At 69.7% G+C, this 19,537-nt stretch carries 19 protein-coding genes; 11 read left to right on the top strand and 8 right to left on the bottom strand.

Annotated elements, in window-relative coordinates:
• Nucleotides 1-109: 109 nt before the first annotated feature.
• From fmt to SYV04_RS35485, 4 genes are all read left to right on the top strand, one after another.
• Nucleotides 110-1,063 (top strand): methionyl-tRNA formyltransferase, encoded by a 954-nt coding sequence (gene fmt, locus SYV04_RS35500; protein ID WP_321550461.1) that lies wholly within the window; start codon nt 110-112, stop codon nt 1,061-1,063.
• A gap of 34 nt (nt 1,064-1,097) precedes the next feature.
• Complete coding sequence (locus SYV04_RS35495; RefSeq protein ID WP_321550460.1) at nt 1,098-2,009, top strand: type II 3-dehydroquinate dehydratase; 912 nt, start codon at nt 1,098-1,100, stop codon at nt 2,007-2,009.
• Nucleotides 2,006-3,322, top strand: a complete 1,317-nt coding sequence (gene rsmB / locus SYV04_RS35490) for a 16S rRNA (cytosine(967)-C(5))-methyltransferase RsmB (protein WP_321550459.1) — start codon at nt 2,006-2,008, stop codon at nt 3,320-3,322. The genes SYV04_RS35495 and rsmB overlap by 4 nt, the downstream gene beginning before the upstream one ends.
• Nucleotides 3,323-3,386: 64 nt before the next feature.
• Nucleotides 3,387-4,055, top strand: a complete 669-nt coding sequence (locus tag SYV04_RS35485; RefSeq protein WP_321550458.1) for a hypothetical protein — start codon at nt 3,387-3,389, stop codon at nt 4,053-4,055.
• Here SYV04_RS35485 and SYV04_RS35480 read toward each other — a convergent pair.
• From SYV04_RS35480 to SYV04_RS35470, 3 genes are all read right to left on the bottom strand, one after another.
• On the bottom strand, nt 4,052-4,495 hold the full coding sequence (locus SYV04_RS35480; RefSeq protein ID WP_321550457.1) for a DofB protein: 444 nt from the start codon (nt 4,493-4,495) through the stop codon (nt 4,052-4,054). The genes SYV04_RS35485 and SYV04_RS35480 overlap by 4 nt on opposite strands.
• A 24-nt stretch (nt 4,496-4,519) precedes the next feature.
• Complete coding sequence (locus SYV04_RS35475; protein WP_321550456.1) at nt 4,520-5,413, bottom strand: LysR family transcriptional regulator; 894 nt, start codon at nt 5,411-5,413, stop codon at nt 4,520-4,522.
• A gap of 143 nt (nt 5,414-5,556) precedes the next feature.
• Nucleotides 5,557-5,877: a hypothetical protein gene (locus SYV04_RS35470; RefSeq protein ID WP_321550455.1), complete on the bottom strand. Its 321-nt coding sequence runs from the start codon at nt 5,875-5,877 to the stop codon at nt 5,557-5,559.
• A 59-nt stretch (nt 5,878-5,936) separates the two neighbouring features.
• On the opposite strand from SYV04_RS35470, the gene SYV04_RS35465 reads away from it, so the two are divergent.
• On the top strand, nt 5,937-7,037 hold the full coding sequence (locus tag SYV04_RS35465) for an MJ1255/VC2487 family glycosyltransferase (RefSeq protein WP_321550454.1): 1,101 nt from the start codon (nt 5,937-5,939) through the stop codon (nt 7,035-7,037).
• Between the two features lie 12 nt (nt 7,038-7,049).
• Here SYV04_RS35465 and SYV04_RS35460 read toward each other — a convergent pair whose 3' ends face one another.
• On the bottom strand, nt 7,050-9,785 hold the full coding sequence (locus SYV04_RS35460) for a bifunctional acetate--CoA ligase family protein/GNAT family N-acetyltransferase (protein WP_321550453.1): 2,736 nt from the start codon (nt 9,783-9,785) through the stop codon (nt 7,050-7,052).
• 118 nt (nt 9,786-9,903) lie between these two features.
• Between SYV04_RS35460 and SYV04_RS35455 the strand changes: the two genes are divergently transcribed.
• Nucleotides 9,904-10,254 (top strand): hypothetical protein, encoded by a 351-nt coding sequence (locus tag SYV04_RS35455; protein WP_321550452.1) that lies wholly within the window; start codon nt 9,904-9,906, stop codon nt 10,252-10,254.
• Between the two features lie 17 nt (nt 10,255-10,271).
• On the top strand, nt 10,272-10,853 hold the full coding sequence (locus SYV04_RS35450) for a class I SAM-dependent methyltransferase (protein ID WP_321550451.1): 582 nt from the start codon (nt 10,272-10,274) through the stop codon (nt 10,851-10,853).
• On the opposite strand, the gene SYV04_RS35445 is transcribed toward SYV04_RS35450, so the two are convergent.
• On the bottom strand, nt 10,834-11,217 hold the full coding sequence (locus SYV04_RS35445; RefSeq protein WP_321550450.1) for a hypothetical protein: 384 nt from the start codon (nt 11,215-11,217) through the stop codon (nt 10,834-10,836). The genes SYV04_RS35450 and SYV04_RS35445 overlap by 20 nt on opposite strands.
• Before the next feature lie 62 nt (nt 11,218-11,279).
• On the opposite strand from SYV04_RS35445, the gene SYV04_RS35440 reads away from it, so the two are divergent.
• Entirely contained in the window at nt 11,280-12,533 is a 1,254-nt protein-coding gene (locus SYV04_RS35440) for a M48 family metallopeptidase (RefSeq protein WP_321550449.1), read from the top strand.
• Between the two features lie 14 nt (nt 12,534-12,547).
• Here SYV04_RS35440 and SYV04_RS35435 read toward each other — a convergent pair whose 3' ends face one another.
• The 3 genes from SYV04_RS35435 to SYV04_RS35425 form a co-directional block, all read right to left on the bottom strand.
• Nucleotides 12,548-13,927, bottom strand: a complete 1,380-nt coding sequence (locus SYV04_RS35435; RefSeq protein WP_321550448.1) for a hypothetical protein — start codon at nt 13,925-13,927, stop codon at nt 12,548-12,550.
• A gap of 79 nt (nt 13,928-14,006) precedes the next feature.
• Nucleotides 14,007-15,620, bottom strand: coding sequence for a BamA/TamA family outer membrane protein (locus SYV04_RS35430; RefSeq protein ID WP_321550447.1), 1,614 nt, complete (start codon nt 15,618-15,620; stop codon nt 14,007-14,009).
• Between the two features lie 30 nt (nt 15,621-15,650).
• Nucleotides 15,651-16,169: a GNAT family N-acetyltransferase gene (locus tag SYV04_RS35425; protein ID WP_321550446.1), complete on the bottom strand. Its 519-nt coding sequence runs from the start codon at nt 16,167-16,169 to the stop codon at nt 15,651-15,653.
• 174 nt (nt 16,170-16,343) lie between these two features.
• Here SYV04_RS35425 and ligD point away from each other — a divergent pair, with 174 nt between their 5' ends.
• The 3 genes from ligD to SYV04_RS35410 are packed head-to-tail and all read left to right on the top strand — an operon-like array spanning nt 16,344 to nt 19,431.
• Entirely contained in the window at nt 16,344-17,279 is a 936-nt protein-coding gene (gene ligD / locus SYV04_RS35420; RefSeq protein WP_321550445.1) for a non-homologous end-joining DNA ligase, read from the top strand.
• Entirely contained in the window at nt 17,276-18,367 is a 1,092-nt protein-coding gene (locus SYV04_RS35415) for an ATP-dependent DNA ligase (protein WP_321550444.1), read from the top strand. Before ligD ends, SYV04_RS35415 begins: the two co-directional genes overlap by 4 nt.
• A 59-nt stretch (nt 18,368-18,426) precedes the next feature.
• Nucleotides 18,427-19,431: a quinone oxidoreductase family protein gene (locus tag SYV04_RS35410; RefSeq protein ID WP_321550443.1), complete on the top strand. Its 1,005-nt coding sequence runs from the start codon at nt 18,427-18,429 to the stop codon at nt 19,429-19,431.
• Nucleotides 19,432-19,537 lie beyond the last annotated feature (106 nt).

Genomic DNA, 19,537 nt, shown 5'->3' with positions numbered 1-19,537 from the left:
AGTCGCGCACCCACCCGCATGCTTCCCCAGGAGCGCCAATCGACCGCATGTGAACGCCTGTAAGGAGCACGCTTCCCCGGGACGTCCTGGCGGCTATGCTGCGGACCCAATGAGTAGACCCCGCATCGTTTTCATGGGTACGCCTGAGTTCGCCGTGGCTTCGCTCGTCGCCTGCTTCGACGTCGGCGAGGTGGTGGCCGTCGTCACCCAGCCGGACAAGCCCAAGGGCCGTGGCAACGCCCTGTCCATTCCTCCCGTGAAGGCGCTGGCGCTCGAGCGCGGCGTGACGGTGCTCCAGCCTCCGAAGTTGCGCACCCCGCCGTTCTCCGAGGAGCTGCGCAAGCTGGCGCCGGACGTGTGCGTGGTGACCGCCTACGGGAAGCTCCTCCCCAAGGACGTGCTGGAGGTGCCGCCCCACGGCTGCCTCAATGTCCACGCCTCGCTGCTGCCCCGCTTCCGGGGCGCCGCCCCCATCCAATGGTCCATCGCCCATGGGGACACTGAGACGGGAGTGACCCTCATGCGCATGGAAGAGGGGCTCGACACCGGGCCGATCATTTCCATGAAGCGCATGCCTGTTTCTCCGGATGACACCAGCGCCGTCCTCCACGAGAAGCTCTCCCGGCTCGGAGGGGACATCCTCCGAGAGTCCCTCCCGGCCTACCTGCGTGGGGAGCTCAAGCCCGTGCCCCAGCCCTCCGAGGGCATGGTGCTCGCGCCCATCATCCAGAAGGAAGACGGGCTGCTGGACTTCACCAGGCCCGCCGTGGAGCTGGAGCGCCGGCTGCGCGCCTTCACCCCGTGGCCGGGGGTCTACACGGGCCTGAATGGCGCTCGGCTCAAGGTACACCGGGCGAAGGTGGGCACGGGGAAGGGGACACCGGGGGCGGTGCTCTCGGCGGGGACGGGCGGGCTGGAGGTGGCGTGTGGAGAAGGCTCGCTCGTGCTGCTGGACGTGCAATTGGAGGGCAAGCGGGTGATGAGCGCCGCCGAGTTCCTCGCGGGCCACAAGCTGGCTCCGGGCAGCCAGCCGTTCGCGGCGCCCGTGGAGAACAAGAGCTGAGGGTTGTTGGACGAAGCCGGAGGAGAGACGCGCAATGGGCAAGAAACTCCTGGTGCTGCACGGGCCGAACCTGAACCTCCTGGGCGAGCGGGAGGGCACCGCGGGCGGCCGGTTCGAGGATCTCAACAGCGCGCTGCGCTCCCGGGCCGCCAGCCAGGGCCTCGAGCTGAAGATCGTCCAGTCCAACCATGAGGGCGTGCTCATCGACACCCTCCACGCCGAGCGCCGCAACATCGCCGGGGTGGTGGTGAACCCCTCGGGCCTCTTCGGCTCCCACGCGCTCAAGGACGCGCTGGAGGCGATTGGTGTGCCCGCCGTCGAGGTTCACCTGGACGGAGCGCGGACGAAGCAGTCCGTGGTGAAGGAGGCCTGCAAGGCGCAGATCTCCGGCAAGGGCTTCGACTCCTACTTCCAGGCGCTGGAGCGCTTTGCCCAGGGCGAGTTCGGCGAGCCCGTGAAGGCGCCCACCAAGGGCAAGACGCTCGGTCGCAAGGTGGAGCTCAACGACGCCGAGCCGCCCGCCAAGACGCTGGGCCGCAAGGCGGAGGCCCCGGCCGCCTCTCCCGCCAAGGCGCTGGCGCGCACGGCGGAGGCGGGTACCCCCTCCAAGACGCTGGGCCGCAAGGGAACACAGGCGGCGGACAAGCCCGCAAAGGGCGAGAAGACGCTCGGGCGTGGCTCGAAGGGGACCCCCGCGGCGGACATGCTCACCCGGGCGCTGGTGCGCGAGAAGATCGCCGAGCGGCTCTCCGGCAAGCTCACTCCCGCGGGGCTGGCCACCTGGGCCCGCGCGCAGTGGATGGAGGTTCAGCGCGGCGCGCCGGCCGAGAGCGGCTACCGCGACATGCTGGAGGACAGCCTGCAGACCCTCACCCTCTCCACCATGCCCGCGAGCCGGCTGTCGGATGAACAGCTCGTGGACCTCATGACCCAGCTCGAAGGATGAATCCTCGCGCCCTCGCCATTCAGGTGCTCGCGCGCGTCCGCGCCACGGACGCCTACCTCAACGTCGTCCTCGACACCGCGCTCTCGGAGTCACCACCCAAGGATCCGCGTGACGCGGGGCTCGCCACGGAGCTGGCCTACGGCGCCACCCGTCGGCAGCTCTCCCTGGACTACGCCATCGCTCGCTTCTCGGACCGGAAGCTGAGCACGATGGAGGACCGGGTGCTCGCCGCGCTGCGGGTGGGCACCTACCAGCTCTTCCACACCCGCGTGCCCGCGCGTGCGGCGGTGGCCGAGACGGTGCAGGCCCTCAAGGAGCTGGGCCTCTCGCGCGCCTCCGGCTTCGTCAACGCCATCCTCCGCAAGCTCTCGACGCTGCCCGGCCCGCCGCTGCCGCCCGAGAGTGACGTGGCCGAGTACCTCTCCGTTCGTGAGAGCCACCCCCGGTGGTTGGTGGAGCGGTGGATTCGCCACTTTGGCCGCGAGCGCGCCGAGGCGATGCTCGTGGCGGACAACCAGACGCCGCCGGTGGTGGTGCGCGTCAACACCGCGAAGGTGACGCGCGAGGCGCTGCTCGAGCAGCTGCGCGAGGTGGGGCTGGAGGTACAGCCCACCTCCGTGTCGCCGCTGGGAATCGTCCTGCCGCCGATGGGGCGAATCGAAGACGTGTACGGCTACGCCGAGGGGCTCTGGCAGGTGCAGGACGAGGCGGCGCAGCTGGTGGGTGTGTACGGGGCCGTGCCCGAGACGGCGCGCGTGCTGGATGCCTGCGCTGCCCCGGGTGGCAAGGCGTGCCACATGGCCCAGGCGCACGAGGTGGTGGCGTTGGATCTGCACGCCCACAAGCTGCCCAAGATCGAGGCGGAGGCGAAGCGGCTGGGCCTCACCGAGCGGCTGCGCGCGGTGGCGCACGATGCGACGCAGCCCCTGCCGGAAGCGCTGGGCGAGTTCCACGCGGTGGTGGTGGACGCGCCGTGCTCCGGGCTGGGCACGCTGCGGCGGCACCCGGAGCTGCGCTACCGGCGCCAGGAGGAGGATATCGGCCGGCTCGCCTCGCTCCAGCGCCGCATCCTGGAGAACTGTCAGGAGGCGGTGCCCCCCGGAGGGCTGCTGGTGTACGCCGTGTGTACCTCCGAGCCCCAGGAAGGGCAGGACCAGGTGGAGATGTTCCTGCGCAGCCACCCGGAGTGGACGGCGGAGCCTCCGGTGCTACCGGCGGTGAAGCTGCCCCTGACCCAGGCATACCTGCGCACGCTGCCGGGCCCCGAGGGCTGGGATGGCTTCTTCGCCGCCCGCCTGCGGAAGCTCTATTGAATTGAATAAACGGAGCGACTCCTTCGTCGCGGCCCAGCCTCTCTCTCGTCCCAAGGGCCGCGCCATGCTCCTTTCGCTCCTTGCTCTCTCCCTCCTCGCGTCCACACCGCCGCCGATGCCGCAGGCCTCATGCCTGTCCGCCAACGGAAAGACGGTCTGTGGCTACGCCTGCCGCGCCAGCGCCAAGGATGTCCGCTGCGCCAGCACGCCCTACGGCACCTGCAGCGTGTTCGATGCCGAGGTGTACTGCTTCGACCCGCAGCTCGCGAGCGTCCACCACCCACCGGACGAGGGCCTTCGCCCCGAGTGCAAGGAGGTGCGCGGCGAGGTGGCCTGTGGCTTCCGCTGCGTGGTGACGAAGGGGAAGGTGGCTTGTGCGCAGACCCCCTATGGCGAGTGCCGGGAGCACTTCGGTGAGCTGAAGTGCTGGGACCCCTCGGAGACCGCCATCCACGAGCACGGCTCGGAGATTCAGCGGCCCGCCTGCCTCACCGCCTCGACGGCGGTGGCGTGCGGCTACGACTGCAAGGCCAGCCGCACCGAGGTGAAGTGCGCCCAGACGCCGCGCGGCCGGTGCGTGAAGGATGACTTCAAGCTCGAGTGCTTCGATCCGCCCTCGCTCGTGCAGTGCGCACACGGGCAGCTTCCCCACCCCGACGAGGTGCGAAAGCCCAAGTCGCGCCGCCTCGCGGAGCAGGAGAAGGAAAAGGAGAAAGAGAAGGCCGCGCGTTAGACGGCCAGGCCCCGCTCGCGCGCCAATTGGATGATGGGGGCGGGGTCCTTGCCCAGGCGCCGGTTCAGATCCGGCGCTACCGAGTCGATCGTCTTGTGTACCGCGAGGTAGTCGTCATACGTCCGGGTGACGATCAACATCCCCGAGATGATGACGCGCTGAAGGCTGTTCTGCAGATCGCTCCCCTCGATGACGATGTGCGCCGAGTCGGCCATCGTCCGGCCCCGGAAGAGCAAGTCATTGAGGTTGGAGCGCTCCTCGGCGTTGGGAATCTTCACCCGCGAGTCGATGGAGGCCACGTAGATGAGCGGCGAGCCCAGCCGCTCCCGGAGCCCCGAGGCCTCGGCCAGCAGGTTGGTGACGTCCTGCTTGGTGGGCGGACGTGTCCACCGCGTGAACATCACCCGGTCGATGACCTCCAGCCTCACCGCAGCGCTCACCACTGTCTCCACGCCTCCAAGCGTCTACTCCTCCAGGAGCGCGGCCTGCTTGAAGGCCTCCAGCACCGCGGCGGAGGCCCGGTCCAGGTACTTGCCCTTGCGGATGAGCAGGCCGATGGGCCGCGAGACAGGGCCCTCGGCGAAGGGCTTCACCACCAGGGTGGCGCCCTGCACCTCGGCCTGGCAGGTGGACAGCGGCAGGATGGCCACGCCCAGCCCCATCTCCACCGCCCGCTTGATGGTCTCGACGTTGTCCATCTCCATCACCGGGTTGAGGTCCAGGTTCTTCTCGCGGAAGAGCCGGTCCAGCGCCTTGCGCGTGGGCGCCTCGCGGTCGAAGGCGATGAAGGGCACACCCGAGAGCGCCGTGAGGCTCACCTTCGCCTTGGTGGCGAACGGGTGGCTGGGGGCGCACACCACCGCGAGCTTGTCGTCGCGGAAGGGGAGGATGTCCACGCCCGCGCGCGGCTGCGGGTAGGCGACGATGCCAATCTCCGCCGCCCCGAGGATGACGTCGTCGTACACCTGGTCGTTGCGCCGGTAGTTCAGGCGCATGTTCACCTTGGGGTGGCTCTTGAGCAGCTGCTTCTGCACGCTCTGCAGCTCGTGCAGGCCCACCGAGTAGATGGTGGACACCGTGGAGGTGCCCGCCACCTCGGTGGACTGCTCGCGGATCTCCGCCTCCACCTCCGCGAAGCGAGCCAGAATCTCCTTGCACCCGCGGAACAGGCGCTCTCCGGCCGGCGTCGGCGTCACCTGGCGGGCGCTGCGCGACAGGAGCTTCTGCTCGTAGCGGTTCTCCAGCGCGCGGATCTGCTGGCTCACCGCCGACTGCGTCACATGGTTGAGCTGCGCGGCCCGCGAAAAGGAGCCCGTCTCCACCACGTCACAGAACATCTTCAAGGATTCAAGCTGCATAAGGGCGCCTCCTATACCGAAGGAGGAAGATAAGGCTAGGGGTAATTAGCTTTCCTTACGTCTACCTGCCACAAAAGCTTGGGGCTCGAAGGGGGGGCCTCCGAAGGACCAGGGGCTCTGGAGCCCGGGTACTCCCAGGGGACTCAGGGCTGCGAGGGGCTGGTAGGGGCAGGCGGCCGGGGGGAGAGGTAGGGGCGCGCCATGACGAAAATGGCGATGGCCAGGGCGAAGAGGGCGCCGCCGCAGATGGTCTGCACCCGGCCCACGTGGATGGCGGCCTCCTGGACCATGTCGCACTCCATCTTGCCGAGGCCCTCGCAGCTGGGGGGGCTGAACAGGCCGCGCAGGCCGAGGACGACCAGCATGACGCCGCCGCTGAGCAGGCCACCACACAACCCGACGAGGGCGGCGCGACCGAGGCTGGCCGGGGTTGAACTGCCCGTGCGAGGCGGGACGGACGTCATGGCTGGGGAGCTATCACTGTGCGGGCACGGGCGCCACAACCTGCGTATGCTCACGGGCCATGCGAATCCTCTACGGTGTCGTTGGCGAGGGCATGGGACATGCGACGCGCTCACGGGTGCTGCTCGAGGAGCTCACGCGCGAGCACGAGGTCCACATCGTCGTCTCCGGGCGGGCGAGGGACTACCTGGCCAAGCGCTTCCAGAACGTGCATGGCATCTGGGGCTACACCCTGGCTTATGAGGGCAACTCGGTCAGCAAGTGGCAGACGCTGCTGCAGAACCTGCAGGGCGCGGTGACGGGCTGGCCGCAGAACATCCGCCAGTACTTCGAACTGGTGGAGAAGTTCCAGCCGGACGTCGTCGTCAGCGATTTCGAGAGCTTCAGCTACATGTTCGCCAAGCTGCACCGGCTGCCGGTCATCAGCGTGGACAACATGCAGATCATCAACCGGTGCAAGCACGAGCCGGAGCTGCTGGTGGGCTTCGAGGATGCGTACGAGGGCACCCGCACCATCGTGAAGGCCAAGCTGCCGGGGGCCTTCCACTACCTGGTCACCACGTTCTTCTACCCGCCGGTCCGCAAGGAGCGCACCACGCTGGCGCCCTCCATCCTGCGCCCCGAAATCCTGGAGGCGAAGTCGGAGCCGGGCGAGCACCTGCTGGTGTACCAGACGTCCACGACGAACACCGAGCTGCCCAACATCCTCAAGCAGAGCGGGCTGCCGTGCCGCATCTACGGGCTGCGCCGCGACATCTCCGAGGACGTGGTGGACGGCAACCTCATGTACCGGCCCTTCAGCGAGAAGGGCTTCATCGACGATTTGCGCACCGCGCGCGCGGTGGTGGCCGGCGGCGGCTACACGCTGATGAGCGAGGCGGTGTACCTGCACAAGCCGCTGCTGTCGATTCCGGTGGAGGGCCAGTTCGAGCAGGTCATCAACGCGCTGTACCTGGAGAAGCTCGGGTACGGCATGTACACGAAGCAGCTCACGCACGAGGCGCTCACGGACTTCCTGTCGCGGGTACCCCAGTGCCAGGAGGCGCTCAAGGGCTACACGCAGGACGGCAACAAGCAGTTGATCGCCGCCCTGCGCGAGCAGCTCGAGCGCGCCTACGAGCACCGGGGGCACTGGCGCGCGGAGATGGCCGAGCGTGAGTGAGCCACCGAGGGCTCAGCCGAGGACCTTCACCGCCTTCACCATGTCCTCCTGAGGGTCCTCGGAGCGGAGGATCTCGAAGCCCAGCTTGCGGCAGACGCGCTGCATGGGCGTGTTGCGCGCCAGGATGTCGGCCACGATGCGCGCCAGCCCCCACTCGCGGCCGATGTCCACCAGCCGCCCCAGCAGCTCCGTGCCCAGGCCCTGGCACTGCATCGGGTCGCTGATGAGCATGGCGAACTCCCCATCCTCGGTGCCGTGCAGCCGTGTGAGCCGGCCCACGGCGACGATTTCTCCGCCCTCGGGCGTGGACTTCTCGGCCACCAGCGCCAGCTCCCGCGCGTAGTCGATGAAGCAGATGCGCGCCAGCCGCTCGTGGGTTACGCGCTGGTCCAACCGCATCATCCCCGCGTAGCGCATGAAGACGCTCTGCTCGGACAGGGCCCGGTGGAAGGCCACCATCTTCGGCTCGTCCTCCGGGCGGATGGGGCGCAGGTGCAGCTCCTCGCCATTCCGGGTCCGCAGCCGTCCTTCGTACTGGTGCGGGTAGGGCTGGATGGCCAGTGGGGGTAGCTCGGACTCCTTCACCTCGGGCGCGTGCAGCACCACCCGCGCGTCCAGCGCCAGCAGCCGCTCGGGCGAGACGAGCAGCGGGTTGATGTCCACCTCTCGGATGAGGCGCTGCTCCACCACGAGCTGGCTGAAGCGCACCAGCAGGTGCTCCAGCGCCGAGAGGTCCACCGGTGGACGCCCGCGCACGCCCTTGAGCGCCTCGTGGATGCGCGTGCGCTCCATGAGCCGCCGCGCCAGCGTGGTGTTGAGCGGAGGTAGCCCCAGCGCTCGGTCCTGGAACACCTCCACCAGCACCCCGCCCGAGCCGAAGAGCAGCACCGGGCCGAATTGCGCATCCAGGCTGCTGCCGACGATCAGCTCGTACCCGTCCAGCCGCACCATGGGCTGCACCGTCACCCCCTCGAAGCTGTCGGCCTTGCCCAGCTCGCCCAGGCGCGCGCGAATGCCCTCCACCGCCTCGCGCACCGCCGCCGCGCTGCCCAGGTTCAGCCGCACCCCGCCCACGTCCGTCTTGTGGGTGATGGAGCGAGAGTGGAGCTTCACCACCACCGGGTAGCCCAGCGCCTCCGCTCGCGCCACCGCCTCGTCCGCCGTGGCCGCCAGGTGTGTCTCCACCGTGGGGATGCCGTACGCCGCCAGGAGCTGCTTGGACTCGTACTCCGAGAGCACCGTGCGCCCCTGCGCCCGCGCCGCGTCGATGAGCTGCCGCGTCCGCTCGCGCGCGTTGCCCGTGGGCTCCTCTGCCAGGGTGGGCGTCTCGTACAGGGCGCTGAGGTAATAGCTGTAGCGCCACATGTAGTTGAAGATCCGCGCGGCCGTGTCCGGGTAGCCGAACGTCGGAATGCCCGCGTCGTTGAGGATGCGCTCGCCCGCGGCTACCTCCGAGCCTCCCATCCAGCTCGCGATCACCGGCTTGCCCAGCTTCGCGTAGGGCTTGAGCCGGTCCGCCGTTTGCGTGGGCTCCGTCATGTCCTGCGGCGTGAGGATGACGAGCAGCCCGTCGCTGTTCTCATCCGCCCCCGCCACCTCGAGCGTCTTGGCGTAGCGCTCGGGGGTCGCGTCTCCGAGGATGTCCACCGGGTTGCCGTGGCTCCACTGCGGCGGCAGGAAGCTGTTGAGCGCCCCCAGCGTCGTGTCCGAGAGCTTCGCCAGCTCGCCACCACCGGCCACCAGCGCGTCCGTGGCCAGCACCCCGGGGGCTCCCGCGTTCGTCACCAGCGTGAGCCTCCGCCCCTCGGGCCGGGGCTGCTTGGCCAGCACCTCCGCCATGTAGAAGAGGTCCGAGATGCTGTCCACGCGCAGCACGCCCGCGCGGCGGAACGCGGCCGTGAGCACCTCGTCACTGCCGGTCAGCGTACCCGTGTGCGTGGCCGCCGCCTGGGCCGCCTGCTCGGTGCGCCCCGCCTTGATGACGATGATGGGCTTGTGCAGCGCCACCTCGCGCGCCGCCGAGAGGAACGCGCGCGCGTCGCCGATGGATTCCATGTACAGCAGGATGCTGCGCGTGTGCGGATCATTGCCCAGGTAGTCGATGAGGTCTCCCCAGCCTACGTCCAGCATCGAGCCCAGCGAGACGAAGGCGCTGAAGCCCACCGTCTCGCGCTGGCTCCAGTCGAGGATGGCGGTGAGCAGCGCGCCGCTCTGGCTGATGAGGGCCACGTTGCCCGGGCGGGCCATGGCGCCCGCGAAGGTGGCGTTGAGTCCCGTGGTGGGCCGCATCAGTCCCAGGCAGTTGGGACCGAGCAGGCGCATGCGCCCGCGCCTCGCCTCGCGCAGCACGTCCTGCTCCAGGCGCAGGCCCTCCGGGCCCGTCTCCTTGAAGCCCGCGGAGAGGATGATGGCGCCCTTGACGCCGAGGTCCGCGCACTCGCGGATGACGGCGGGCACGGTGGGCGCGGGCGTCACCACCACGGCGAGTTCCACCGGCTCGGGCAGCGCGGAGAGGGAGGGCCATGCGCGGATGCCCAGCACGTTCGGGCGCTTGGGGTGGATGGGGTAGACGGTGCCGCCGAAGGGGCTGCGGATGAGGTTCCACAGCAGGGTGCGGCCCACGCTGCCCGGGCGCTCGCTGGCACCGACGACCGCCACGCTGCGCGGCGAGAAGAGCGCATCGAGCGAGTGACGGGCCTGCTGGTGCAGCAAGTCGTACGAGGGGTCGAGCGGCGAGCGGGTGGACATGGGCTGTCTCAGGTCTAACAGGAAACGTCGAAGCATCCAGGGGCGGACACCCCCTCGGGCTCCAAGCCGGCGCCCTGTGGCCGCGTGTTAGAACACGCTCCTTGCCTCCGGAGGTCCCATGCGCGCTGTCCAGGCTGTCTCGCTGCTCTGGTTCGTCCTCGCGGCCTCCTGCAGCAGCGCGCAAAAGGTGGAGGATGCTTCCTCGACCGAACCTCCGCAGACGACCATCGAGGTACGAAACCAGAAGCCGGTGGACTACACCGTCTATGTGGTGGACGGAACCCGCCGCATCCGTCTGGGGATGGTGACGGGGATGAGCAACCGCACCCTCCTCATCCCCGCGCACATGGTCGCCGGACGCGGCTCCCTGCGCTTCCAGTTCGATCCCATCGGCTCGAACCAGGTGGTGTCCACCGACGAGGAACTGACGGTCCGCGAGGGCGACGCGCTGTCGCTCACCCTCCAATAGCCTGGGCGGCGAACGCCATGAGCGAGGAAGATCGACAGAGGTGGAACACCCGCTACCGCGAGCAGGCGGGGCCGTCAGGGCCCTCCGGGTTCCTCCAGTCGCTCGTGGGGCAGTTGCCGAGCACGGGGCGAGCCCTGGAGGTGGCGGGAGGGCTCGGCCATGACGCGCGGTGGCTCGCCCGGCGGGGCCTGGACGTCACGCTGGTGGACGTCTCGGACGTCGCGCTGGAGCGGGCCGCGGCGGCCGCGCGCGAGGAAGGGGTTGCGCTGCGGACGCAGCGGGTGGACGTGGAGACGGAGCCCCTGCCGCCTGGGCCCTACGCGCTGGTGGTGTGCCTGAACTTCCTCTGGCGCCCGCTGTTCGCGGCGTTTCCAAAGGTGCTCGCGCCGGGAGGGCTGCTCGTCTTCGCCCAGCCGACCCGGAGCAACCTCCAGCGGCACCCGCACCCGTCCGCCCGCTTCCTGCTGGAGGATGGCGAACTGCCGCGCCTGCTCCAGGAACTGGAGCCCGTCTCGTACACCGAGGGGTGGACGGAGGAGGGGCGGCACGAGGCGCGGCTGGTGGCGACCTTGCCGGGGCTCACGGCACTGGCGCGGTGAACTCCTGGCCGGAGTCGCACTCCTCGCGCACGTCGCTCTCAGTCTTGTACTTGTCGCCGGAGTAGTACCAGTTGGTCTGCTCGGAGCCGTCACCGTGGGAGGTCTGGCAACCGCCCACGACGCCCGTCATGTCACACCGCGCGTCCTCCCGGTAGCTGCCGCCGCTGGTGGAGGCCCGCAGGGTCTCGCACACGCCCTCGAAGGTGAAGAACGAGGGGCCCTTGAACTCGCGCAGGTCCGTGCATTGGTCATAGGCGGGCCTCAAGTCACAGCGCGCATCTCGCGAGGGGAGCTCGTCCAGCAGGCCGCAGCCCAGGAAGAGACAAGACAGGAGCGCCAGCCGAAGGGGAGGGGAGTGGGTCATGCCCCGAGTCTCCGTTGGTGTAGCCTCCCGCGCCAACTTCACGCGCTGGGGAGGAACGAGGCATGCGACGGATGATGCGGTGGGCAGGAGGGCTGGCCGTGCTCTGTGGGCTCCTGGCGGTGCCGGCGCTGGCCGACACGCGGGGCTTCGATCCTGTCGCCGCGACCGACGCGTACCTCGCCAGCGTGCCGCCCGAGGCGAAGGCGCGCTCGGATGCCTACTTCGAGGGAGGGTACTGGCTGCTGCTCTGGGAGCCGCTCTACGGGCTGGCGGTGGCGTGGGTGCTGATGCGCTTTGGCCTCAGCTCCCGCATGAGGAACCTGGGGCAGCGGTTCGGAGGCAAGGGCTTCTTCGGCACGGTGCTCTACGCCATCCAGTACCTCGTGCTGGCGGCGCTCCTGAGCTTCCCTCTCACCGTGTACACGGACTTCGTGCGCGAGCATCAGTATGACTTGTCCAACCAGGGCTTCGGAGACTGGTTCGGGCAGTTGCTCATCGAGCTCGCGGTGACCGCGGTAATGGCGGGCCTGGCGACGGGGGTGCTCTACGCGGTGATTCGCGCCGCGCCCAAGCGCTGGTGGGTGTGGGCCGCGGGGGTGGGCGTGGGCTTCCTGGTGGTCGCGCTGCTGCTCGGGCCGGTGTTCATCTCGCCGCTCTTCAACGAGTACAAGCCGCTGGAGCCCGGGCCCATCCGCGACAAGGTGCTCTCCATGGCGCGCGCCAACGGCGTGCCCGCCGAGCACGTCTACATGTTCGACGCCTCGCGCCAGTCCAAGCGCATCAGCGCCAACGTGAGCGGCATCTTCGGCACCCTGCGCATCTCGCTCAACGACAACCTGCTCAACCGCTCGACGCCCGAGGAGATCCAGATGGTGATGGCGCACGAGCTGGGCCACTACGTGCTCAACCACGTGTACGAGATGTTGCTCTCGTTCTCGCTGGTGCTGCTGGTGGGCTTCGCCTTCATCGCCTGGGCGCTGCCCCGGGTGTTGGCGCGGTGGGGCAAGCGCTGGGGCGTGGAGGAGGTGGGAGACCCCGCCGGGCTGCCGGTGCTCATGGCCCTGCTGTCGCTCTATTTCCTGGTGGCCACGCCCGTGACGAACACCGTGGTCCGCGCCAACGAGGCGGAGGCGGACCTGTTCGGGCTGAACGCCTCGGGCCAGCCGGACGGCTTCGCCACCGTGGCGCTCAAGCTGGGCGAGTACCGCAAGCTCGCCCCGGGCCCGCTGGAGGAGTTCCTGCTCTTCGATCACCCCAGCGGGCGCTCGCGCATCCTCATGGGTATGCGCTGGAAGGCCGAGCACCAGGCCCCGTAGCGGGGAGGGGTGCCTCACTCCGCTTGTGTCACCCCGGCGGTCCGGAGGATGCCCAGCAGCTCCTTGGCGCTGGCGTTGTCCCGCTGGGACAGCTCGCGCAGCGTGCGGCCCAGCTCGGGCGTATAGGACTCGATCACCGCGCGGTGCAGGTCCTCCATGGCGAAGCCGGTCTCCGCCAGGGACTTCTCGAGCAGCGACAGGCCGCGCGAGTCCCCCAGCCGCAGCAGGGCCGCCGTCGCCGCCGACAGCGCGCGCGGGCACCGCTGGGCGAGCTGATAGGCCGTGTCCGCCGCCTCTTTCGTCCCCAGGTAGCCCAGCAGCGCCAGGCCCCGGGCGCCGAACGTGCCCCGGCAGAAGACGTGGCGATCGATGGTGGCCAGCGCCTGGGCGTTGCCCTGCCGCGCGGCGGCCTCCAGCTCCTCATCCTGCGCGAAGGTGTCGTCCGTCTTGAACGTCACCTTCACCGGCACGTAGTAGCCGGCGTTGACCAGCTCCGCGGCCAGCTCGTTCCGGTTCTGCTCGGGGTAGCGCGGCAAGTCCCGCACCGCGCGCTGGGCCGCCGCGTCCCGGGTGGCCAGGGGCAGCATGCGCTGGCCGGCCATGGGGACCACCAACCCATGCGCGTAGGTGCCCTTGCGGACCAGCGCGTCATACAGGGCCAGCGCACACGGGGGCGCCAGCGAGGAGCGCTCCTCGGAGCCACGGCTCAGCGTCACCGAGAAGTCCTCACCGCTGCGCGACCAGCCGGACACCTTGTAGCGGCCCGAAATCATCCCCTCGAGGAACATGTCGGCCGCGAAGCCCGGCTGCTCACAGCGGGGCTGCTGCAGCGTGCCCTTCAGCCTCCGGGAGAGCTGCTGCGCCTCCTCGTCCACCTGATCGCCGGTGCGGATCTGCGCGCAGCGCGAGGCGCCTTCGACCACCTCCAGCACGCGCGGCTCCTTCTCGTCCTGCAGCCGCTTCAGCGCTCCCGGCAGCGCGCCTTGCACGCTCGCCGAGACGAGCAGCGCCAGCGCCCGATCGAAGGGCTCCTCCGCGCCGAGCATCTGCTCTCGCAGGGCGCGGTCCTCCTGGAGCATCTCCGTGGCCAGCTTCGCCGCGCGCAGGGAGAGCCCCAGCTCCTGGCCGTAGGTGTGGTAGGGCCGCATGCCCATGATGTGGCACCCCAGCTGGAGCGAGGCGGTGCCCAGGGCGTTGCGCTCGCTGCCGATGCGCGCCGCCTTCGAGAGCACGTCGTAGCCCGCCGCGCCGCGCGAGCGCAGCAGGGCCGAGGCCTTCTTCTCCAGCTCGGGCTTGTCGAGCTGGAAGACGGCCTTCCAGAGCGCCGGGTCATCCGCGGCATGGGCCGTTCCCGCGAGGGCGAGGGTGGCGAGGAGGAGGACGAGCTGGCGCATGGGTACGCTCCAAGGACAGGGGCGGTCCGGAGTCTCTCAGGAATGGGACGGCGCCAGAACCCCCCGCCGCGCCGCTCTGTCAGAAGGCCTGCCGGAGGTTGAGCGTGAAGCCTCGCTCGGCCTGGCCGCGCCCGGCGAAGCCCAGGCTGTAATAGAGGTCGAGCTGGAAGGCGTCGGCGATGAGCACGTGGAAGCCGGGCCCGAGGCTGGCGACCACCCGCGCCTTCTCGGTGTTGCTGCCCCGGTCGATGTCGCCGAACACGGCGATGTCCGTGAAGGCGCCGAGCTTGTAGATGTCGCGGGTGATGGAGAAGTTCGCCTCGAGGCCCGCGCTGGCGACACGGCGGGCGTAGAAGCGCGTGCCGAAGACGCCGCGCACGTGCAGCCCGCCCACCGGCTGCTCCTCGACGAAGGGGGGCTGGCCCCAGAGGTATGCGCCTCGGCTGGTGAGCCAGACATCATGCCAGCCGATCTCGAACACCTTCTGATAGCGATAGCTGGTGAGGCCGTAGTCGCTGCCGGAGGCGCCCGGGTAGTGCCGGCTCGAGAGTTCCAGCTCGTGGCGGCGGTCCCGGCGGATCTCGTCGGGGTCGAAGATGAGCTGGGCCCCGGCGGCCAGGAAGGGGCGCAGGCTGGAGCTGGGCGCCACGCCGGCGGGTACCCCGAGCCCCTCCACGCCGCGCAGCGCGAAGACCTCGAGCTCATCTCCGCCCACGCCGAGGGCGACGAGGGCGCCGGGGATGAACTCGTAGCTCAGGGAGAGCCCGAGCTGCACGCGGGTGGAGAAGTAGCTCTCGAGCCCGACGTCGGGGCGCTGGCGGCTGGTGAGTTCGCCGCGCGCCGAGAGCACGGGGCGCAGCTTGCGGCCCAGGGGCGGCGTGAGCCAGTGCAGCTCGGCGATCGCGCGGGTGAGGGCCAGGTAGGCGTGCTCATCGGCGATGCGGGTGCGCAGGTTGGCGCCGAGCTGTCCCCCGGCGCTCCAACGGTCACCCTTGAGCCAGAGGTTCTCGCCTCGGTACTCGAGCCCGAGGCGCAGGCCGTCCACGCCGCTCAGTCCGGCGACGACGCCCAGGCCCGTGGCCCACTCGCGGCGCCGGAAGACGATGTGCAGCTCGTAGTCGGCGCGCGGGGGGATGAGCGGGTGGCCGACGAACTTGCCAATGTCGTCGATGATGGGACCGAGGTCCTCGACCTGGGGCCCCACGTGGGGCACCTCGCTGGTGCGTACCAACTCGAAGCGTTCGACTTCCACGCCGCTCTCCTGGCGCAGCGTGGCGAGCTGGCGCTCGAGGTAGGGGCGGTTGAAGACATTGTGGGGCAGGCTCAGGCCGAGCAGCACCTGCACGGTGCGCAGGGTGCCCTGGCCGCGCAGGATGATCTTCTCCACGCGGCCCTCGTCGATGTCCACGAGGATGCGGCCCTTGTCCACCGCCGTCTCGACCTGGGCGAGCTCATAACCGGCGCGGTGCAGGAACGAGAGCAGCCGCGAGCGCACCTGGGCGGCGCCGCTCTTGTCGGGGACGAAGTCGGGCGGTAGCTCCAGGACGGCGAGGTAGACCTCGTCATTGAGGACGACGTTGCCGCTGAAGACGAGCGGGCCCCGTCGAGGCGCCGGCCCCTTGGCGAACGCCGGGCTGCCGAGCGCCAGGAGCAATCCGAACAGGGCGAGGCAGGCCTTCATCGCGGCGTTCATGGGCCGGCCCCAGCATACCCCGGACTGGTCCTAGGGAAGGGGGCGCTCCACGGCGAAGAGCAGGCCGGGCTCTCCATCGAAGTCGATCGAGCCGATCCGCCGCAGGCCGCACTTCTCGAGGACCCGGACGGAGGCCACGTTGGCCTCCACGACGCGCGCGACGATGCGCGAGAGGCCCAGGGTGTCGAACCCATAGGCGAGGCAGGCCAGGCCCGCCTCGGTGGCATAGCCCTGGCCCCAGTGGCGGCGGTAGAGGCGGTAGCCCAAATCGGTCTCCTGCGTGTCCCGCAGGTACTTGAGCCCGCACCAGCCGAGCATGGCCCCATCGGACTTGCGGCGCATGGCCCACCGGCCGTAGCCGTAGGTGCGGTAGTCCGGGTACGCGGTGAGGAAGTCCCGGGCCGCCTCGACGGAGGCGAAGGGCCCGTCCCCCGTGTACCGGATGACCTCCGGGTCGGAGTTCAGCTCGAAGACGGCCTCCGCATCCGGAGGGAGCATCTCCGTCAGCTCGATTCGAGGCGTTGCCAGAATCACAGGGGGTGGGGACACGCGTCATCTCCTCGCGTGGAGCAGTACACTCAAGAGCGCTCGCGGACGCCAGCTTCCTCTCCTCTGACTGAGGCGCCTCTGGCTCCGAAGCGCCCGCCCGTCCGCCCGCTTTCCGGAGGGCCCCTCATCGTCGGCGCCCTGCCGCGCCGATGATCAGCGCCTTAACTTGAGGCCATGAACGCGCAGGCGCTGGCCATCCTCGATGAAGGCGCGAGCGGGGAGCGGTTGCTCCGGCTGGGGGACCAGGAGCTGAAGCTGACGCACCTGGACAAGCCGTTCTGGCCCGAGCTGGGCATCACCAAGGGGGACCTGCTGCGCTACTACGCCCAGGTGGCGCCGGTGCTCCTGCCGCACCTCCAGGGGCGCGCCATGGTGATGAAGCGCTACCCGAATGGCGCCTTCGGCCCGTTCTTCTTCATGAAGCGGGCGCCCGAGCCGCGCCCGGCGTGGATCCGCACCTGCTCCATCACCCACTCCTCGGGCAACGTCATCGATTTTCCGGTGGTCGAGGACCTGGCGACGCTGCTGTGGATCATCAACCTGGGCTGCATTGACCTGAACCCCTGGTACGCCCGCTGCGATGACGTGCAGCGGCCCGACTACCTGCACTTCGATCTGGATCCAGGGCAGGCGCGCTGGGAGCAGGTGGTGGAGACGGGGTTCATCCTGAGGGATGTGCTGACGCGGCTGAAGATGCCGACGCTGGTGAAGACCTCGGGCTCCAAGGGGCTGCATGTCTACGTGCCCATCCGCCGGGGGCCGACGCAGAAGCAGGTGTGGACCATCGCGAAGGCGCTGGCGCAGGAGCTCGCCAAGGAGCACCCGGAGCTCATCACCGCCGAGTACCGCATCGTCAAGCGCCCGGCGGGCCGCGTGCTCGTGGACTACAACCAGAACGCGTGGGGGCGCACGCTCGCGTCCCTCTACTCGGTGCGCCCCACGCGCCACGCCAGCGTGTCCACCCCGGTGACGTGGGAGGAGCTCGAGGCCGGCGCGCGCATCGAGGACTTCACCCTGTCCAACGTGCCCGCGCGGGTGAAGCGCCGGGGAGACCTCTGGAAGAAGCTGCTCGCCCCGAAGGGGAGGGTGGAGCTGGAGAGGTTCCTATGAGACCGACCCGACCCGCGGCGCCTGCTTCCTGGGGGCCGCTCGAGCTGCCGCTCACGCCACCCTATCCGCCCATGGAGGCGGAGCTGGAGCGGGAGGTGCCGGCCGGAGACGACTGGCAATACGAGCCCAAGTGGGACGGCTTCCGGTGCGTCGCCTACCGCGACGGAGAGTACGTGGAGCTGCAGTCCAAGGCGGGGCAGCCGCTGGGCCGGTACTTCCCGGAGCTCGTCGCGGCGGTGCGAAAGCTGCGGCCCAAGCGCTTCGTGGTGGACGGGGAGATCGTCATTCCGGAGGAAGGGGGATTCTCGTTCGATGCGTTGCTGCAGCGCATCCACCCCGCGGCCAGCCGGGTGGCGAAGCTGGCGGCCGAGACGCCCTCGCGGCTCTACGTGTTCGATCTGCTGGTGGACTCGCGGGGGCAGCGCCGCACCGAGGAGCCGCTGCTGCAGCGGCGGCGCAGGCTGGAGTCCTTCGCCGTGAGCTACCTCCAGGACACGGGGCAGATCCGACTCTCTCCGGCGACGCGCTCGGCGGACGTGGCCCGGGCGTGGCTTGGCTCTCCGGGAATGGACGGGGTGGTGGCCAAGCGCCTCTCGGCGCCGTATGCCTCGGGGGAGCGCACGGCGATGGTGAAGGTGAAGCCGCAGCGCACGGCGGACTGCGTGGTGGGAGGCTTCCGCTGGGCGGAGAAGCGAGAGCACGGGGTGGGCTCGCTGCTGCTGGGGCTGTACGATGAGGACGGGCTGCTGCACCATGTGGGCTTCTGCTCGAGCTTCTCCGCGAAGGCGAAGAAGGAGCTCGTCGAGCCACTCGAGTCGCTCCGGGGAGGGGAGGGCTTCACCGGCAAGGCGCCCGGAGGCCCGAGCCGCTGGAGCAAGCGCGACACCGCCTGGGAGCCACTGAAGACGCAGCTGGTGGTGGAGGTGGCGTACGACTACTTCAGCCAGGGACGCTTCCGACATGGCACCCAGTTCCTGCGCTGGAGGCCGGAGAAGGCGCCCGAGCAATGCCGCATGGAGCAGGTGCTCCGGAGACGTAAGCAGGTGGAGGTGCCGCACTTCGAGCCGGGCGAAGCCAGCGCGCCGTGAGCGCCGAGGCGCGAGAAGTCGAGCAGAGCGGCGCATGGCTCGCTATATGAGGCCGAGCCATGAAAGCGATTCGTTACCACGAGACGGGTGGGCCCGAGGTGCTGCGGTTCGAGGAAGTACCCGAGCCAGCGCCGGGGCCGGGTGAGGTGCTGCTCCAGGTCCACGCCACGGGGGTGAACTTCGCGGACACGGAGCGGCGGCGAGGGCTCTACGACACGAAGGTGCCGCTGCCGAGGATTCTCGGGAGCGAGGCCGCGGGAATCGTCACGGCAGTGGGAGCCGGAGTGGACCCGGCGCTGGTGGGGCGGCGGGTCGTGACGCTGACGGTGGGCAGCTATGCCGAGGTGGTGAAGGCCCAGGCCAGCGGGCTGGTGCTGCTGCCCGAGAGCGTGTCCTTCGAGGTGGCGGCGGCGGTGCCGGTGCAAGGGCTGACGGCGTACCACCTGCTGCGCACGGTGGGACAGGTCCGCGAGGGCCAGTCGGTGCTCGTCCACGCGGCGGCGGGAGGCGTGGGAGTGCTGGCGGTGCAACTGGCGAAGGCGGCGGGGGCGCGTGTCTTCGGCACGGTCTCGAGCGAGGCCAAGGCCCGGCTCATCCAGGAACTGGGCGTCGAGGAGGTCATCCGCTACGACCGGGAGGACGTGGTGGCGGAGGTCCACAAGCGCACGGGAGGCCGGGGTGTGGACCTGGTGCTGGACGCGGTGGGGGCGAGCACGTGGGCAGGAAGCCTGCAAGCGCTGGCGCTGTTCGGGCACCTGGTGAGCTATGGCTCGGCGAGCGGCCCGCCGCCTCCGGTGGACGTGGAGGCGCTCTTCGCCAAGTCGCTGAAGGTGAGCGCGTACTGGTTGCACACGCCGCACCCGCCAGGGCTGCACCACCGGGCCTTGGAGGAACTGGTGCGCGAGGTAGCGGAGCAGCGGCTGCGAATCCTCATCGGGCTGAAGCTGCCGCTGGCCGAAGCGGCGGAGGCGCACCGGAGGCTGGAGGGCCGGGAGACGGTGGGCAAGGTGGTGCTCACCGTGCGGAGTCCCGAGTCTCCTCGCTATAGGCTCTCAGGAAAGTAATGTCAGGGCTGGCGGGATCGGAATCTCCGAGCCCTGCCACAGGCGGCGCAGGAAGGAGTCGTCCCGGCAGATGGCGTCGAGCTCAGCCTCGACGACTGCTGCGAGG

The organism is Hyalangium ruber, assembly GCF_034259325.1.
Classification (GTDB): Bacteria; Myxococcota; Myxococcia; order Myxococcales; family Myxococcaceae; genus Hyalangium_A; species Hyalangium_A rubrum.
The sequence above is the reverse complement of the archived record's forward strand: the minus strand, read 5'-3'. Positions and strand labels throughout refer to the sequence as shown.

Coding starts and splice junctions, on each gene's coding strand:
- fmt (WP_321550461.1), top strand. CDS start 110: ATGAGTAGACCCCGCATCGTTTTCATGGGTACGCCTGAGTTCGCCGTG.
- SYV04_RS35495 (WP_321550460.1), top strand. CDS start 1,098: ATGGGCAAGAAACTCCTGGTGCTGCACGGGCCGAACCTGAACCTCCTG.
- rsmB (WP_321550459.1), top strand. CDS start 2,006: ATGAATCCTCGCGCCCTCGCCATTCAGGTGCTCGCGCGCGTCCGCGCC.
- SYV04_RS35485 (WP_321550458.1), top strand. CDS start 3,387: ATGCTCCTTTCGCTCCTTGCTCTCTCCCTCCTCGCGTCCACACCGCCG.
- SYV04_RS35475 (WP_321550456.1), bottom strand. CDS start 5,413: ATGCAGCTTGAATCCTTGAAGATGTTCTGTGACGTGGTGGAGACGGGC.
- SYV04_RS35470 (WP_321550455.1), bottom strand. CDS start 5,877: ATGACGTCCGTCCCGCCTCGCACGGGCAGTTCAACCCCGGCCAGCCTC.
- SYV04_RS35465 (WP_321550454.1), top strand. CDS start 5,937: ATGCGAATCCTCTACGGTGTCGTTGGCGAGGGCATGGGACATGCGACG.
- SYV04_RS35460 (WP_321550453.1), bottom strand. CDS start 9,785: ATGTCCACCCGCTCGCCGCTCGACCCCTCGTACGACTTGCTGCACCAG.
- SYV04_RS35455 (WP_321550452.1), top strand. CDS start 9,904: ATGCGCGCTGTCCAGGCTGTCTCGCTGCTCTGGTTCGTCCTCGCGGCC.
- SYV04_RS35450 (WP_321550451.1), top strand. CDS start 10,272: ATGAGCGAGGAAGATCGACAGAGGTGGAACACCCGCTACCGCGAGCAG.
- SYV04_RS35445 (WP_321550450.1), bottom strand. CDS start 11,217: ATGACCCACTCCCCTCCCCTTCGGCTGGCGCTCCTGTCTTGTCTCTTC.
- SYV04_RS35440 (WP_321550449.1), top strand. CDS start 11,280: ATGCGACGGATGATGCGGTGGGCAGGAGGGCTGGCCGTGCTCTGTGGG.
- SYV04_RS35435 (WP_321550448.1), bottom strand. CDS start 13,927: ATGCGCCAGCTCGTCCTCCTCCTCGCCACCCTCGCCCTCGCGGGAACG.
- SYV04_RS35430 (WP_321550447.1), bottom strand. CDS start 15,620: ATGAACGCCGCGATGAAGGCCTGCCTCGCCCTGTTCGGATTGCTCCTG.
- ligD (WP_321550445.1), top strand. CDS start 16,344: ATGAACGCGCAGGCGCTGGCCATCCTCGATGAAGGCGCGAGCGGGGAG.
- SYV04_RS35415 (WP_321550444.1), top strand. CDS start 17,276: ATGAGACCGACCCGACCCGCGGCGCCTGCTTCCTGGGGGCCGCTCGAG.
- SYV04_RS35410 (WP_321550443.1), top strand. CDS start 18,427: ATGAAAGCGATTCGTTACCACGAGACGGGTGGGCCCGAGGTGCTGCGG.